This is a genomic window from Algoriphagus pacificus, from assembly GCF_017254845.1.
Taxonomy (GTDB): domain Bacteria; phylum Bacteroidota; class Bacteroidia; order Cytophagales; family Cyclobacteriaceae; genus Algoriphagus; species Algoriphagus pacificus.
Genome location: NZ_JAFKCU010000002.1, coordinates 963,353 through 976,179, shown reverse-complemented (window position 1 = coordinate 976,179; position 12,827 = coordinate 963,353). Strand labels below are relative to the sequence as shown.

Here is a 12,827-nt window from a genome sequence, read left to right as displayed (position 1 = left end):
AAATGGAAGACCAAGCCAAAACTTTTCTTTGCATCTCGAATTTTTTTAAAGGGAATGCTTTTCTGACTGCGTTAAAAAAACAAGGAAACAGAGTTTTTTTAGTCACTTCTGAAAAACTAAAAGAAAAGCCTTGGGCCTTTGAATACATCGATGAAATCTTTTACATGCCGGGTCAGGATCTCGATTGGGACTTGGATGTCTTGCTGAAAGGTGTCGGTGGCTTGATGAAAAATCATAAAATCGAAAGCATCATTTCTCTTGATGATTACGATGTAGAAAAAGCGACTTTCCTCCGGGAAAATCTCCGAATCCCAGGTATGGGTCAGACGACTGGAAGGTATTTCCGGGATAAACTGGCGATGAGGATCAAAGCCCAAGATTCGGGAATCAAGGTTCCTGCTTTTGCTCCTTTGTTCAACGATGATGACATCAATCAATTTGCTGATCACAATCCTGCTCCTTGGGTTTTAAAACCTCGATCAGAAGCCTCTGCCAATGGTATAATCAAAGTTCAGGACAAAGATGCTCTTTGGAAGCATATTCATGAACTGGGAGAAAACAGGTTGTATTATTTAGTGGAACAGTTTAAACCCGGTGATGTCTATCATGCCGATGGTTTGCAGCTGGATGGCAAAAATCTTTTTTGTTGCGTTTCCAAGTATTTGGCCACTCCAATGGAGATTTCTCAGGGAGGTGGAATCTTCCGAAGTGCCAACTTAAAATATGGCTCAGATGATGAAAAGTCCATGAAAAAGGTCAATGCAGAAATCATGAAGGCTTTTGGAATGAAATCAGGAGCCACGCATACTGAATTCATCAAATGCAAAGAAGATGGCGAAATTTACTTTTTAGAAACCTCCTCACGTGTTGGGGGAGCGCATTTAGCCGAAATGGTAGAAGCAGCTTCGGGAGTTAATCTTTGGGCAGAATGGGCTAAAATCGAGGATTCTCTTGCGAAAAAATCCAAGTATACGCTACCTAAAGTCAGTAAAAATTATGCAGGCATGGTGCTTACGTTAGCCAATGTAGAGCATCCGGATTTAAGCAGTTTTGATGATTCTGAAGTTTATTTTAGAGTTCCCCTAGAATACCATGCAGGTCTGATTGTGAAATCTAAAAATCAGGAGCGAGTGATGGAATTGTTAGATGATTATGCTGCACGATTAGCATCAGAGCTTTCCACAACTGCAAAAGCTCCAGAAGTGAAGAAGTTTCATTGATTTTTTTCCAACTCAAATAAGAATGAAAAAAACATTGAAAGTTATCTTTCTTTTATTTCTTCAATTAATTCCAATTAAATCGTTTTCCCAAATTGATTTAAATAAAAACCTTGTTTTTGAACAATTAGCCCTTGACTATTTTGTTGATAGTCTCTTAAACAAGAAAGAGCCTTTTCTCAAAACCAAAGTTTATTTTAATGGGAAGGTTGATTCAGCTGTGACTGACATTGGTTGGTCATGTATTTCTGATCCATTCTTTAAAGAAAATGACAATAGACTAAAAGTATATTTAGAATATCTTGAAGGAACCATGGATACCACAATAAAGAAGGATCCATTTTTAATTGAAGTTAGGGAACCCATTAAGAAAAAATACATCAAGATCCTTGCGCCAAAAAGAAATACATCAAAACTTAAAGTCTTTCAAAATCTAAACTTTGATGATAAAAATTATATACATATTTCTCTTAAAGTAAAGGATCAAGCCAGCGGAAAAGATGTCTTTTTAATCTTGAACCAGAATGGTGAAATAATAAATTGGTGCTATTCAAGTTTCCTTTCTTTTTAATGGTTTATTAATTACGAATTTCTTTGAGGCCAGCCTTCCAAATTCATTAGTCTCAAACCTAAATCAAATTGAAATAATTAATCAATCAATTTAAAACCTCTCCTCAATCCCTAATCCAAAAAGGGCAAAATCGTATTTGACGGGATCGATGGGATCAAATTCACGTAATCGATCCGTGAGCTCTATAGCGGTCAACCAATCTGTCTGTTTACGTGTTATCAAACCTAATTTTCTTCCTACTCGATCCACATGCAGGTCACATGGACAAATCAGCTGGGAAGGTTTGATTTTTTTCCAGATCCCAAAATCAACTCCTTTGTCATCTTGCCTCACCATCCACCTTAAATACATATTGATCCGCTTGCAGGCTGCTTTTCTGGCTGGGGTAGCAATATGCTTTCGTGTCCGAGATGGAGAATCGGGCAAATGGAAAAAAAAGTCGTGAAATGACTTTAACATCGATTCCATTGCATTTTCATTATGATTCCAACCCAATAAAAAGGCCTCTTCCAGAGAGCTATGATTTTTATAAAACCATCCTAAGAAATGAATAAAGTAGAGTGTATCAATATCATTAAACGTACGATGCTTAAAATCCAAAAAGGGTTTTAAATCGGCTTCCTGATGATTTATTAGGAAATCGTAAGGAGCATTATCCATCATCTGGAATAGCTCCAGACATTTATTGATTATGGTTTTCCGTTGACCCCAAGCGAGTATTGAGGCAAAAAAGCCAGTAATTTCTATATCTTCTTTTTTGGAGAATCGATGAGGGATGGAAATAGGATCGTTTGGGATAAATCCAGGTTGATTGTATTGATTTACCTTCTCATCTAAAAAATCTTTGAGATGATTCATCAAAGCGCAACTTTCACTTCTCCGCCTTGGGTTCCATCAAACCATTTGAAAGACAACTCATTGTCTACTTTTTCAGAGACATGCCAATCAAAACTTTTAATATTTGTCAATGATTTTAAGCTATCCTGATCTGGATCATAAAGGCAAATATCAAAATCGGGAAGATTTTTGGATTCTGTTGTATTCCATTTTTCGAGGATGAATCCTTCTTCCAGAATTCTTACTTTATTTCCAAAAACGTAATCTGATAAAATAGTCGGTACGCCATCTTTTCTTCTCAGTTTGAAACCTGATGGTCCAAACATAATTTGCTTGTACAATTTGGCCTCAAGCAAATCATTTGAAAAAGGCAAAGTCTCCCACTCTACATCTTTTAAAACTACTTTTCTACCCTCTGGCTTGATTCGGGTGAGGAATTTTGAAAGCAAAGAAAAGAGATAAGTCAACCCGATAAATAAAAGACCAAAACTCGCCAAGATCGGATAACAAATCACGAAAATTGCATTCCAGATAAACCTGAAAGTATGGTGGAAAATGAGTTGTGCCTTATTCATGGAGCGGAAAACTTACCACAAAATTAGGCTTAGAGAAAGGATAAACAAAAAATATGACCGAAATGGCCAAATAAAAAACCCCGACTAAGCCGGGGTTTCTTCTATATTATTAGCTTTTATTAATACATAACTTCCACTGGAAATCTAGGATTTACAGCCTTTAACTGGTCATAAGCTGCTTGAGATAACTTAATTACCAATCTGCCATTATCCCCAGTTTCAGGAAGTGTGCCTACCACTCTTGCGAAAATAGTCACATCATTTTCTTCGTTTTTGATTCTCATAATTGTACCCACTGGAGCAGTTCTATGAAGAACCAAGTATTTTTTATGACCACCGGTACCTTCGATTAATTCAGCTTGACCAGTTTCTTTGATATTTTTAAATCCTCCAGAACCACTGTCTGCTGGTGGAACGTTCATTTCATCTGCGCTCGTCACGACTCTTGGTGTGCCTACAACGGGAACGGTTGATGGACCAACTGCTCCTCTACCAACTTTTAATGATTGTCCAACTCGAACATTATTGGAAGTTAATGCATTCCAAGTGATCAAATCTTCAACTCTTGCCTGATATTGATTGGCAATTGAAAATAGAGTTTCACCTGCTTTTACTTCATGAGACATCCACTCACCCGGAGCGATTGGAACAGAATTTTCAGAAATAGCTGGGCTGGAATCAGCAACAGGCTCTTCTTTCTTTGGCAATGCTTCTGTAACGGCTTTCTTTGGTTCTTGAACAACCGGCTGAGTTTTCACTTCTTGTTTTGAAGGAGCTTTAGATTCCGCTACCACCACTTCTTTTGGTGTTGGATTTGGCGTTTCTTTCGCCACTGCCACTGGCTCTACTTTTGCCGGAGCAGCTGCAACAGCTGGTTTTTCAATAATTAATGCCTGGCCGACACTTAGGTCATTTCCTTTTAATTCGTTCCAAGCCATCACTTCGCTTACTGTTACACCATATTTTTTAGAAATGGAAAAAAGCGTTTCTCCTGGAACTACTTTATGTAATTTGGCTCCTTCTGGTATCTCTGATTTAGCTATAAATGGAACTCGGATTGTTTGCCCGATTTTCAATCCTTGCTTTAAAACCTCGTTGGATTCAATGATTTCACTGACTACAGCCTGATACCTTCTACTTATGCCAAAAAGCGTTTCTTTTGGCTCCACTTGATGCAAAATATAGGTTTTATCTCCAACCTTTTCCACACCTACAGAATCGACAGAAGCAATACTGGAAGCAAAAGCTGTAGTTGAAAGGAGAAGAAAACCGCTAATAAGTGCAAATTGGAATTTTGATCCGAAAATCATAGTAACTATTGGGATTGAATATAAATGTACTGTGAATACAAGATTAATTTCGATAAGCTGAAGACGCAAGAATTATGCTAGAAAAGAATCCTATTTAATAAGCAGCGTACTATTCCTTGTCTAAGAAATCCTCAAGCAAAAGAAAAAAGCAAGTTTTAAGGAGCTTTTTGTATATTTTCTGAGCAAATGCGTATCTAATCCTTATGAAAAGCCTAACTATTTTCCTTCTCTCATTTTGCATGTTACTCCCTTTGTTCTCAGAGGGCCAAACGAATACAGACAAGAAGGTCTTTACTTTTAAAATCGACGAGGATATTGATCCTGCAATGAATCGCCGTGTAAGGTTAGCGTTAGAAAAGGCAGAAAACGAAGAAGCAGACCTGATTATCATTGAAATGGACACCTATGGTGGTGCCGTGAATGATGCCGATGATATTCGGACCATAATTTTGGAATCCAGCACTCCCATTTATGTATTTATCAATAAAGATGCGGCATCAGCTGGAGCTTTGATTTCAATTGCCTGTGACAAAATTTTCATGGCACCTGGAGGAAGTATCGGTGCGGCTACAGTTGTGAACGGAACTGACGGAGCTGCTGCTCCTGACAAATATCAATCTTACATGCGCTCCATGATGCGAAGCACGGCAGAAGCAAAAGGTCGCGACCCCAAAATTGCTGAAGCAATGGTGGATGAGAAAATTGAAATAGAAGGAATCAGTGAGGCAGGATCCGTTATTACATTTTCTGTTTCAGAGGCAACAAAGTATGGATTCTGTGATGGAGAATATGCCTCGATTAATGAATTGATACAAGATCAGGGGTTTGGGGATGCGGAAGTAATAGCCTATGAAACCGATCAAGTGGAACAAATCATAGCCTTTTTCTTAAATCCAGCAGTGAGTGGATTTCTTATTTTAATCATTATCGGTGGCATTTATTTCGAGCTTCAAACACCTGGTGTTGGCTTCCCTATTCTCGCTTCCATCATTGCGGTGGCTTTATATTTTATCCCTTACTATTTGAATGGACTTGCAGAAAACTGGGAAATCATCATCTTTTTCTTAGGAATAATTCTTCTTGCAATTGAGCTCTTTGTAATTCCAGGATTTGGGATTTTCGGAGTACTGGGGATCATTTGCATTTTGGCAGGATTAGTTTTGGGAATGCTTCCAAACCAAAACTTCGATTTCGAATTTGTACCAGCAGCAGATCTCTTTGCTGCATTACTCACAGTCATACTCGCAGCCATTGCTTCTGTTGGCTTGGTTTTTTGGCTTACTCCTAAAGTGAATGAGTGGAAAGCTTTCAGCGCGGTCACACTTGCTGGAACTCAGCAGCGAAAAGATGGCTACACTTCCAGTTTTTATTCAGACAACATACTGGGCAAAACAGGGACTGTTCATTCACGCTTGAGACCCAGTGGAAAAGTGGAAGTTGAAGGTGAAATTTATGACGCCTATTCCAGAGGAGAATTTATAGATAAAGGAGAAGCAATTACTGTCATTTCCACAGAAGGCACTTCTTTGAAAGTAAAGAAAACCGAGGCTTAAACTTTTCAGAATTGTTTAAGTTTGCGCCATGAATCCATTTCAGTCTGTTTACGAACTGATCGGAGAAGAAAAAATCCGAGAACTCACCCATCACTTTTATTTGGAAGTCAAAAAAAATGAGGAACTGCGAAAGCTTTATCCTGAAGAAGATCTTGCACCTGCAGAAGAACGGCTCTTCCTTTTTCTGCTTCAGGTTTTTGGCGGACCTCAGACTTATTCAGAGCAAAGAGGCCATCCTAGGTTGAGAATGAGACATTTGAACTGGAAAATAGATGGAAAAATGAGAAATCATTGGCTAAATGCCATGCTTCCTTCGCTTGATAAATTGAATTTGGAGCCAAATGTCAAAGAATTGATGATGGGTTATTTCATTAAAGTGGCCAACCATTTGATCAATCATGAATAGCCTAGTCCGACGTATTTATTCTGGTTATGCGGGGCTACTTTTTGTTTTAAGTTTCCTTTTGATTTTCCCCTTTATGCTCTTTTGTATCTGGGTACCTGGATGCAAAAAATTTGGTAGAAAAATCAATCGCTATTGGGCCAGAGTTTACTTTACCTTGATTTTTCTACCGGTAAAAATTGAAAATCACGCAAAACCTAAGAAAGGAAAGCCTTATATCTATCTGGCAAATCATTTCAGCTATTTGGACATACCGATGATGGGATTTATCCCAGGGGATGTACAATTTGTAGGAAAAGCATCGATCAGAAAGGCTCCCTTGTTTGGGTATTATTTTAAGCAGCTCCATATCGCCGTGGATCGTGACCGATTAAAAAGCAGGGCAGAAACTCTAAGAAGGTCCAATTTGGCCCTGGACTCTGGAACCGGTTTGGTCATTTTCCCTGAAGGAGGAATTTACACGAAAGAACCACCTCAGATGGTATCCTTTAAAAATGGAGCTTTCAAGCTTTCCCTTTCAAAACAAATCCCGATTATCCCTGTCACTTTATCCTATAATCATCTAATTTTGCCAGACGACGGAAAATTGCTGTTACATTGGTTGCCTGCAAAAATGGTTCTTCATGAAGCAATATATCCAACAGATGAGGATACAGAAGATACTTTGAAGCAGCGTTGCTTTGAAGTGATCCAAAATCAATTGGACCTAGACGCTAAGAAAAATGAAAATAGATAAATCAACAATCAAGAAAATTGCCCATTTGGCTCGATTGGAATTTGATGAGGACGGAGTTGAAAAAATGTCCAAAGACATGAGTCAAATCCTTGATTGGGTGGAGCAATTGAATGAAATCAACACGGATAGTATAGAACCTTTGACGACTATGTCGTCCGAAGTTAATGTCATGCGTGAGGATGTGCAAGGAGAACATCTAGCTCATGAAGCGGGATTGAAAAACGCTCCAAAAAGAGATGAGGATTACTTCCGTGTTCCAAAGGTTCTGGAATAATGAATCAACAAAGAAAAACATTTCAATTTTCATTCTCGACCCTTTCAAGCCTCCTATTAATAATCTCAGGAGGTATTTTTGCGCTCTATTATCTTCTTTTTGAGACGAAGCCTTATCGGACTATTGAAAGTGCCACTTTCTTAGATACAGTTAAAATCCCTTTTGATTGGGTTCAAATCGGTCCGATTTCTTTTCCAATTACCTTGGATAACTTTCTGGTTTTCCAGGAATATTTTTCTCTTGCTTCTCCTACCCTTCCATTAGAGGCAAAGCTTTTTGCAGCAATTGTCTTCTTAGTAGCTGTTTCTTTCTTATCGGTATTATCAGATTTTAAGAAATTAGCAATCGTCGCTGGGGGAATCGGATGGATTGTCCTGCTTACAGTTTGTAATTTCAATGGTCTAAACATCGGTGGTCCCAGCGCCAATATCCCTTTAATCATTCTATTAATAGGTTCCTTAGCCTCTGTGATTTGCTTTCACATATGGGGACAAAACCTTCCATTTTGGATCAAGTGGATCAGTAATGCGCTTAGTTTAAGTTTAGCAGTTTTCTTTTTGGTTCAATTAAGCCCTATTGAAAACCCGGCAATCTACCTTGCGGAGCACGCTACAATTTTGGCATTTGGTTTTGCTGTAGCCTGGATCTTCTGGAATGGACACAGTATTGTTTCAGGTTCCTACATTCTATTGGCAAGGAGCAACAGAAAAATCGGGGTGAAAATTGCCTGGCAAGTAGCCATAATTTCTTTAGGCTATCTCACAATTTTGTTTTTGCTTTTTATGGAAATGATGGGTGACATTGTCAACCCTGTTTTCGGTTTTTCTCCCTTACTTCTAATTATTCCTTTGGGTGCTTTTGGTTGGCTTTCTCTTGATTCTAAAACCAAACAAATCCCAAACCTAGCTGCAAGCCCTCAAATTTTAAAAGCCCTACATCTCTTAGGTTTAGGTTTGACTTTATGGTTGGTTTACAAACTGCTCATTTCAGGAAACCAACCTGCTGAAGAATTGCTAAAGCATGTTCTTTTATATAGTCAAATCGGTTTTTCCCTATTTTTCATCGTTTACCTCTTTAGTAATTTCCTTTCCATTATGGATTCAGGAAAAGCCATCGATGAGATTTTATATAAGCCTTTTTCTCTTCCTTACTATCACCTGAGAATTGGTGGATTGATGGCAATCTTGGTTTTGACGATTTATGCTGAAGGTGTAATTGCGACCCAAGCCAATGCCATGACTAACAATATTCTGGCTGACTATTTCTATCAGACAAATCAGAAGTTGGAGGCTAGTATTTTGTATGAAAACTCTTGGTTTAAATACCGGAAGAATGAAAAGGCTAAGAACCTAACTGCTCAGCTTCTTTTTCAAATCAATCAACCGACTCTAGCCAAGCAACACCTAGAAGAGAGCTTTGCAGAGTATCCTCAAGTAGACAATATCTTGTTGTTGAGTAATCGGCTACATCGGGAAAATAAGGTCATTGAGTCAATTTTCTATTTGGAGCGAGGACTCTCTTTCTTTCCCAAAAATCCATATTTGGCAAATAACTTGGCCCTCTTTTACACCAAAGTCAATAAACTGACAGAGGCTATTCAAGTGCTGGAAGAAAATACATCGGGCAAAGATGTCCTTTATTCGAATCTTTTGGCCTTGAAAACAAAACTTGGAAGTCCAAAAGCAGATTCAACAAGTTCCAATCAGCTCATTGATCAAATCAATCAGCTTGCGACCAATAACTCCCTTGCAAATTATTCTCCAGATGATTTGAAAAGTGATCTAAAAGAAAAGCTAGAAAACAAGGCAAGTCCGATGTTGATTCAAGCGGGTTTCCGTAATTTATTTTCTGAAAAAGACCGTCAAGATCCAAGTTCGGATTTAGCAATTCTTGACTCTTTGGGATTGCGGGAAGATATGATGGACTATATAATGGACCTGCAAGAAACAGCTGTGATCCGTAGTCTTGGCGCCGGAAGAGTTATGGAATCTGTTAAAAACCTGAATGGACTCGCGTTTAGAAATCCCGGTTCTGCTGGCTATTATTTAAGTTTATCTTCTCAGATTTTAGCCCAAAATCTAGATTTCAAAAAATCAGCCCGTGAGCTTTTGGTTGCAGAAGAAAAAGGATTTAAAGCATTTCAACCACATCATATTTCGATTTTGACTTTGGCAGGTTTCGTAGATAATGCTAATGAAATCAGTGAAAAGTATGAGGTAATCTATCCTAGCTTTTTGAGAGACGAGGAAGGTTTGATTTCAGACTATTTACAAATTGTTGCCAGGTTTCATGAATACTTTCCGGAAGATTTATTCGATATCTGGACGTCTTTTCCGGACTCTGAATTGAAAACTGATTTAGCCATCAGAATTCTAACCTATAAATCTCATGGCATCGAAAAGGATGATCTAACAATTTTGGCAGAAAATCTTCGAGCAAGAATTGGCGAAACCCCTGAATTGGATAAGTTTTTAAGCAATCCAGATTGGCAAAATAAAGATGCCCTTGGGTCTTTTCTGGATTGGTTAAACTTAAGTGAGGAGCTAACTGCCAACCCATACATCACTCCATTAGTCCTAAGCGCAGCAGAAAGGGTTTCAGATCCACTTGCTCAATATGAATTATTGAACGAAGCTTCTCAATTCAACCGAGATCCTTTGCTTTGGATTCGAAAAATTCAGGCTGCCAAACGGATCAATTTAGACAGTTATGCAAATGATGCGTTGAAGGAAATGAAAGAATGGATTCCGGAAGCAAAACTTGATAGCTTAAAATACTAACCCTAAAAGCTGAATTCACGTATTTTCACAGACCAACTTTTAAATTTTTAGACTAATAATCTTATCTTAAGCAAAATTTACCACTATGACCAGAGTTATTGAAACCCACGAAATCAACAAAACCTATAAAATGGGTGCTGAAATAATCCAAGCATTAAAATCAGTGTCAATTACTGTTGACAGAGGAGAATATGTTGCTTTTATGGGGCCTTCTGGTTCTGGTAAATCTACTTTGATGAATATCATTGGCTGCTTGGACACTCCTACTTCTGGCACTTATATCCTGAATAATAAAGATGCCAGCGATATGAGTGAAAATGAGCTGGCTGAAATAAGAAATAAGGAGATTGGATTTGTATTTCAAACTTTTAACCTTTTGCCACGAGCAACTTGCTTAGAGAATGTTGCGCTTCCATTGGTCTATGCCGGATTTAGTAAAGAAGAAAGAGAAGAACGCGCTTTTCAGGCTCTTTCTAATGTTGGACTTGGCGAAAGAACAAAACATAAACCGAATGAACTTTCAGGAGGTCAAAGACAAAGAGTTGCGATTGCCAGAGCTTTGGTAAATGATCCAAGTATCATTCTTGCCGATGAGCCTACTGGTAACTTGGATTCCAAAACCTCCTATGAAATCATGGAATTATTCCATGAATTACATTCAAAAGGAAACACCATTATCATGGTAACGCACGAAGATGACATTGCTCATTACGCACACAGAATTGTAAGATTACGAGATGGATTGGTAGAAACAGACACAATCAATCCAAATCCTACAAGAGGAATTGCGATGCACGCCTAATAATCCTATTATTTACAAATAGATTCTTATTTTTGTCAGGACGAAATATTGTTCTGAATGAAAATCTATACAAAAACAGGAGACCAAGGAACTACCTCTTTATTGGGAGGCAAAAGAATCCCTAAATCTGATTTAAGAATAGATGCTTATGGGACAATCGATGAGCTAAATTCCTTTGTTGGATTAGTGAGAGATCAGGAAGTGAACAGCAAGAGATCTGAAGTATTGAAAGAAATTCAGGACCGGCTATTCACCATAGGAGCAGATTTGGCGACTGTCCCAGGAAAGGATAAGGTAAAAAAACCGGATCTTCACGAAGAAGATGTGGAGTTATTGGAAAATGAAATGGACAAAATGGAAGCACTTCTTCCTCCTTTGACCGCATTCATTTTACCTGGCGGAAATCAATCTGTTTCCTTTTGCCATGTAGCTAGAACAGTTTGTCGAAGAGCAGAAAGAATCGTCGTTGAATTGGCTTCTTATGAGCCCGTTTCAGATTTGGTGATTCAGTATTTAAACAGGCTATCAGATTTTCTTTTTGTTTTGGGAAGATCAATGAGCCAAGAACTTGGAGCAGAAGAGGTAACTTGGAAGCCCCGGATTTAATTTGAAAATGATGCTGGACAGTTCCAGTAATAAGGCATAAAATTATGAAAACATCACTTGCCATCCCGGTACAAACTACTACCTCCTCTAGACTTTCACAGACTGATTTTTCCAATCTAGTCTTTGGAAAAACAATCAGTGATCACATGTTTGTTGCTGATTACAAGAATGGAGAATGGACCGACCTGAGAATTGAACCTTATGCTCCTTTGGTTTTAAGTCCTGCAAATGCAACGCTTCATTATGGTCAATCAATCTTTGAAGGCCTGAAAGCTTACCGAAATGATCAAGATGAGGTGTTGGTTTTTAGAGCTGATGCCAACTGGGCCAGAATGAATGAATCGGCTGAAAGAATGTGTATGCCATTTCTTCCAAAGGAAATTTTTATGGAGGGTTTGGTTCAATTGGTAGAATTGGACAAAGGATGGGTTCCTTCAGCAAAAGGATCTTCGCTTTACATCAGACCGTTCATGTTTGCCATGGATAATTACATCGGTGTAAAACCTTCTGACACCTATAGATTTATCATTTTTACCTGTCCTGTAGGAAATTATTATAGCAAACCGGTGAGCGTAAAAGTAGAAACTGAATTCACCCGGGCAACTGAAGGCGGAACAGGTGCCGCTAAAACAGCTGGTAACTATGCTGCGTCACTTTATCCTGCACTCAAAGCTCAGAAAGCGGGTTACGATCAATTGCTTTGGACTGATGGAAAAAGTCATAGCAAAATTGAGGAAAGCGGTACAATGAACGTCATGTTCAAAATCAATGGAACATTGATTACTGCCCCTATCAATTCAGGAACCATACTAAAAGGAATCACAAGAAACTCCGTTCTGCAACTGGCAAAAGATTGGGGACATCCGGTAGAAGAGAGATTTTTAACAGTTGGAGAACTGGAAAAAGCTTTGGTTGACGGAACCTTGGAAGAGGCATTTGGAACTGGAACTGCAGCGACCATTGCCCATATCGAAAGGATTAATGTCAACGGAAAAGATTTTATCCTTCCTTCAAAAAATGCAGATGCCTTTTCCAATAAGGTTTTAGCTGAATTGGATGGGATCAAATATGGTACTATAACTGATCCACATAATTGGATTATCAAAATTTAACAGACGGCGGGAATCAAAATTCCCGCTTTTTTTATACTCTTGATAAAAATT

General features: G+C 38.5%; 13 protein-coding genes. 10 read left to right on the top strand and 3 right to left on the bottom strand.

The features are described 5' to 3' along the window. Positions 1–2 precede the first annotated feature (2 nt). Both J0A69_RS10960 and J0A69_RS10955 read left to right on the top strand, forming a co-directional pair. Positions 3–1,220 carry an ATP-grasp domain-containing protein gene (locus J0A69_RS10960; protein ID WP_206586594.1) on the top strand — a complete coding sequence of 406 codons (1,218 nt, stop codon included), beginning with the start codon at positions 3–5 and terminating at the stop codon, positions 1,218–1,220. Positions 1,221–1,242: 22 nt separating this feature from the next. Next, positions 1,243–1,788 (top strand): hypothetical protein, encoded by a 546-nt coding sequence (locus J0A69_RS10955; protein WP_206586593.1) that lies wholly within the window; start codon positions 1,243–1,245, stop codon positions 1,786–1,788. A 90-nt stretch (positions 1,789–1,878) separates the two neighbouring features. On the opposite strand, the gene J0A69_RS10950 is transcribed toward J0A69_RS10955, so the two are convergent. The 3 genes from J0A69_RS10950 to J0A69_RS10940 form a co-directional block, all read right to left on the bottom strand. Beyond that, entirely contained in the window at positions 1,879–2,646 is a 768-nt protein-coding gene (locus J0A69_RS10950) for a TIGR02757 family protein (RefSeq protein WP_206586592.1), read from the bottom strand. Continuing rightward, positions 2,646–3,200, bottom strand: a complete 555-nt coding sequence (locus J0A69_RS10945) for a hypothetical protein (RefSeq protein WP_206586591.1) — start codon at positions 3,198–3,200, stop codon at positions 2,646–2,648. The genes J0A69_RS10950 and J0A69_RS10945 overlap by 1 nt, the downstream gene beginning before the upstream one ends. A gap of 119 nt (positions 3,201–3,319) precedes the next feature. After that, entirely contained in the window at positions 3,320–4,510 is a 1,191-nt protein-coding gene (locus tag J0A69_RS10940; RefSeq protein WP_206586590.1) for a LysM peptidoglycan-binding domain-containing protein, read from the bottom strand. Between the two features lie 203 nt (positions 4,511–4,713). Here J0A69_RS10940 and J0A69_RS10935 point away from each other — a divergent pair, with 203 nt between their 5' ends. The 8 genes from J0A69_RS10935 to J0A69_RS10900 all read left to right on the top strand — a co-directional run bounded on the left by J0A69_RS10935 (position 4,714) and on the right by J0A69_RS10900 (position 12,776). Continuing rightward, entirely contained in the window at positions 4,714–6,063 is a 1,350-nt protein-coding gene (locus tag J0A69_RS10935; protein ID WP_206586589.1) for an NfeD family protein, read from the top strand. 28 nt (positions 6,064–6,091) lie between these two features. Continuing rightward, positions 6,092–6,469: a globin domain-containing protein gene (locus tag J0A69_RS10930; protein WP_206586588.1), complete on the top strand. Its 378-nt coding sequence runs from the start codon at positions 6,092–6,094 to the stop codon at positions 6,467–6,469. After that, complete coding sequence (locus J0A69_RS10925) at positions 6,462–7,202, top strand: lysophospholipid acyltransferase family protein (RefSeq protein WP_206586587.1); 741 nt, start codon at positions 6,462–6,464, stop codon at positions 7,200–7,202. The genes J0A69_RS10930 and J0A69_RS10925 overlap by 8 nt, the downstream gene beginning before the upstream one ends. Further along, positions 7,189–7,476 (top strand): Asp-tRNA(Asn)/Glu-tRNA(Gln) amidotransferase subunit GatC, encoded by a 288-nt coding sequence (gene gatC, locus J0A69_RS10920; protein WP_206586586.1) that lies wholly within the window; start codon positions 7,189–7,191, stop codon positions 7,474–7,476. The genes J0A69_RS10925 and gatC overlap by 14 nt, the downstream gene beginning before the upstream one ends. Next, positions 7,476–10,256, top strand: coding sequence for a tetratricopeptide repeat protein (locus tag J0A69_RS10915; protein ID WP_206586585.1), 2,781 nt, complete (start codon positions 7,476–7,478; stop codon positions 10,254–10,256). Before gatC ends, J0A69_RS10915 begins: the two co-directional genes overlap by 1 nt. Before the next feature lie 85 nt (positions 10,257–10,341). Further along, positions 10,342–11,058, top strand: a complete 717-nt coding sequence (locus J0A69_RS10910; RefSeq protein ID WP_206586584.1) for an ABC transporter ATP-binding protein — start codon at positions 10,342–10,344, stop codon at positions 11,056–11,058. Positions 11,059–11,115: 57 nt separating this feature from the next. Beyond that, positions 11,116–11,664: a cob(I)yrinic acid a,c-diamide adenosyltransferase gene (locus J0A69_RS10905; RefSeq protein WP_206586583.1), complete on the top strand. Its 549-nt coding sequence runs from the start codon at positions 11,116–11,118 to the stop codon at positions 11,662–11,664. Positions 11,665–11,708: 44 nt separating this feature from the next. Continuing rightward, the gene (locus J0A69_RS10900) at positions 11,709–12,776 is read left to right on the top strand and encodes a branched-chain amino acid aminotransferase (RefSeq protein ID WP_206586582.1); all 1,068 of its coding nucleotides are present in this window, start codon (positions 11,709–11,711) and stop codon (positions 12,774–12,776) included. Positions 12,777–12,827 lie beyond the last annotated feature (51 nt).

Coding starts and splice junctions, on each gene's coding strand:
- gatC (WP_206586586.1), top strand. CDS start 7,189: ATGAAAATAGATAAATCAACAATCAAGAAAATTGCCCATTTGGCTCGA.
- J0A69_RS10910 (WP_206586584.1), top strand. CDS start 10,342: ATGACCAGAGTTATTGAAACCCACGAAATCAACAAAACCTATAAAATG.
- J0A69_RS10955 (WP_206586593.1), top strand. CDS start 1,243: ATGAAAAAAACATTGAAAGTTATCTTTCTTTTATTTCTTCAATTAATT.
- J0A69_RS10940 (WP_206586590.1), bottom strand. CDS start 4,510: ATGATTTTCGGATCAAAATTCCAATTTGCACTTATTAGCGGTTTTCTT.
- J0A69_RS10930 (WP_206586588.1), top strand. CDS start 6,092: ATGAATCCATTTCAGTCTGTTTACGAACTGATCGGAGAAGAAAAAATC.
- J0A69_RS10925 (WP_206586587.1), top strand. CDS start 6,462: ATGAATAGCCTAGTCCGACGTATTTATTCTGGTTATGCGGGGCTACTT.
- J0A69_RS10950 (WP_206586592.1), bottom strand. CDS start 2,646: ATGAATCATCTCAAAGATTTTTTAGATGAGAAGGTAAATCAATACAAT.
- J0A69_RS10935 (WP_206586589.1), top strand. CDS start 4,714: ATGAAAAGCCTAACTATTTTCCTTCTCTCATTTTGCATGTTACTCCCT.
- J0A69_RS10900 (WP_206586582.1), top strand. CDS start 11,709: ATGAAAACATCACTTGCCATCCCGGTACAAACTACTACCTCCTCTAGA.
- J0A69_RS10905 (WP_206586583.1), top strand. CDS start 11,116: ATGAAAATCTATACAAAAACAGGAGACCAAGGAACTACCTCTTTATTG.
- J0A69_RS10960 (WP_206586594.1), top strand. CDS start 3: ATGGAAGACCAAGCCAAAACTTTTCTTTGCATCTCGAATTTTTTTAAA.
- J0A69_RS10945 (WP_206586591.1), bottom strand. CDS start 3,200: ATGAATAAGGCACAACTCATTTTCCACCATACTTTCAGGTTTATCTGG.
- J0A69_RS10915 (WP_206586585.1), top strand. CDS start 7,476: ATGAATCAACAAAGAAAAACATTTCAATTTTCATTCTCGACCCTTTCA.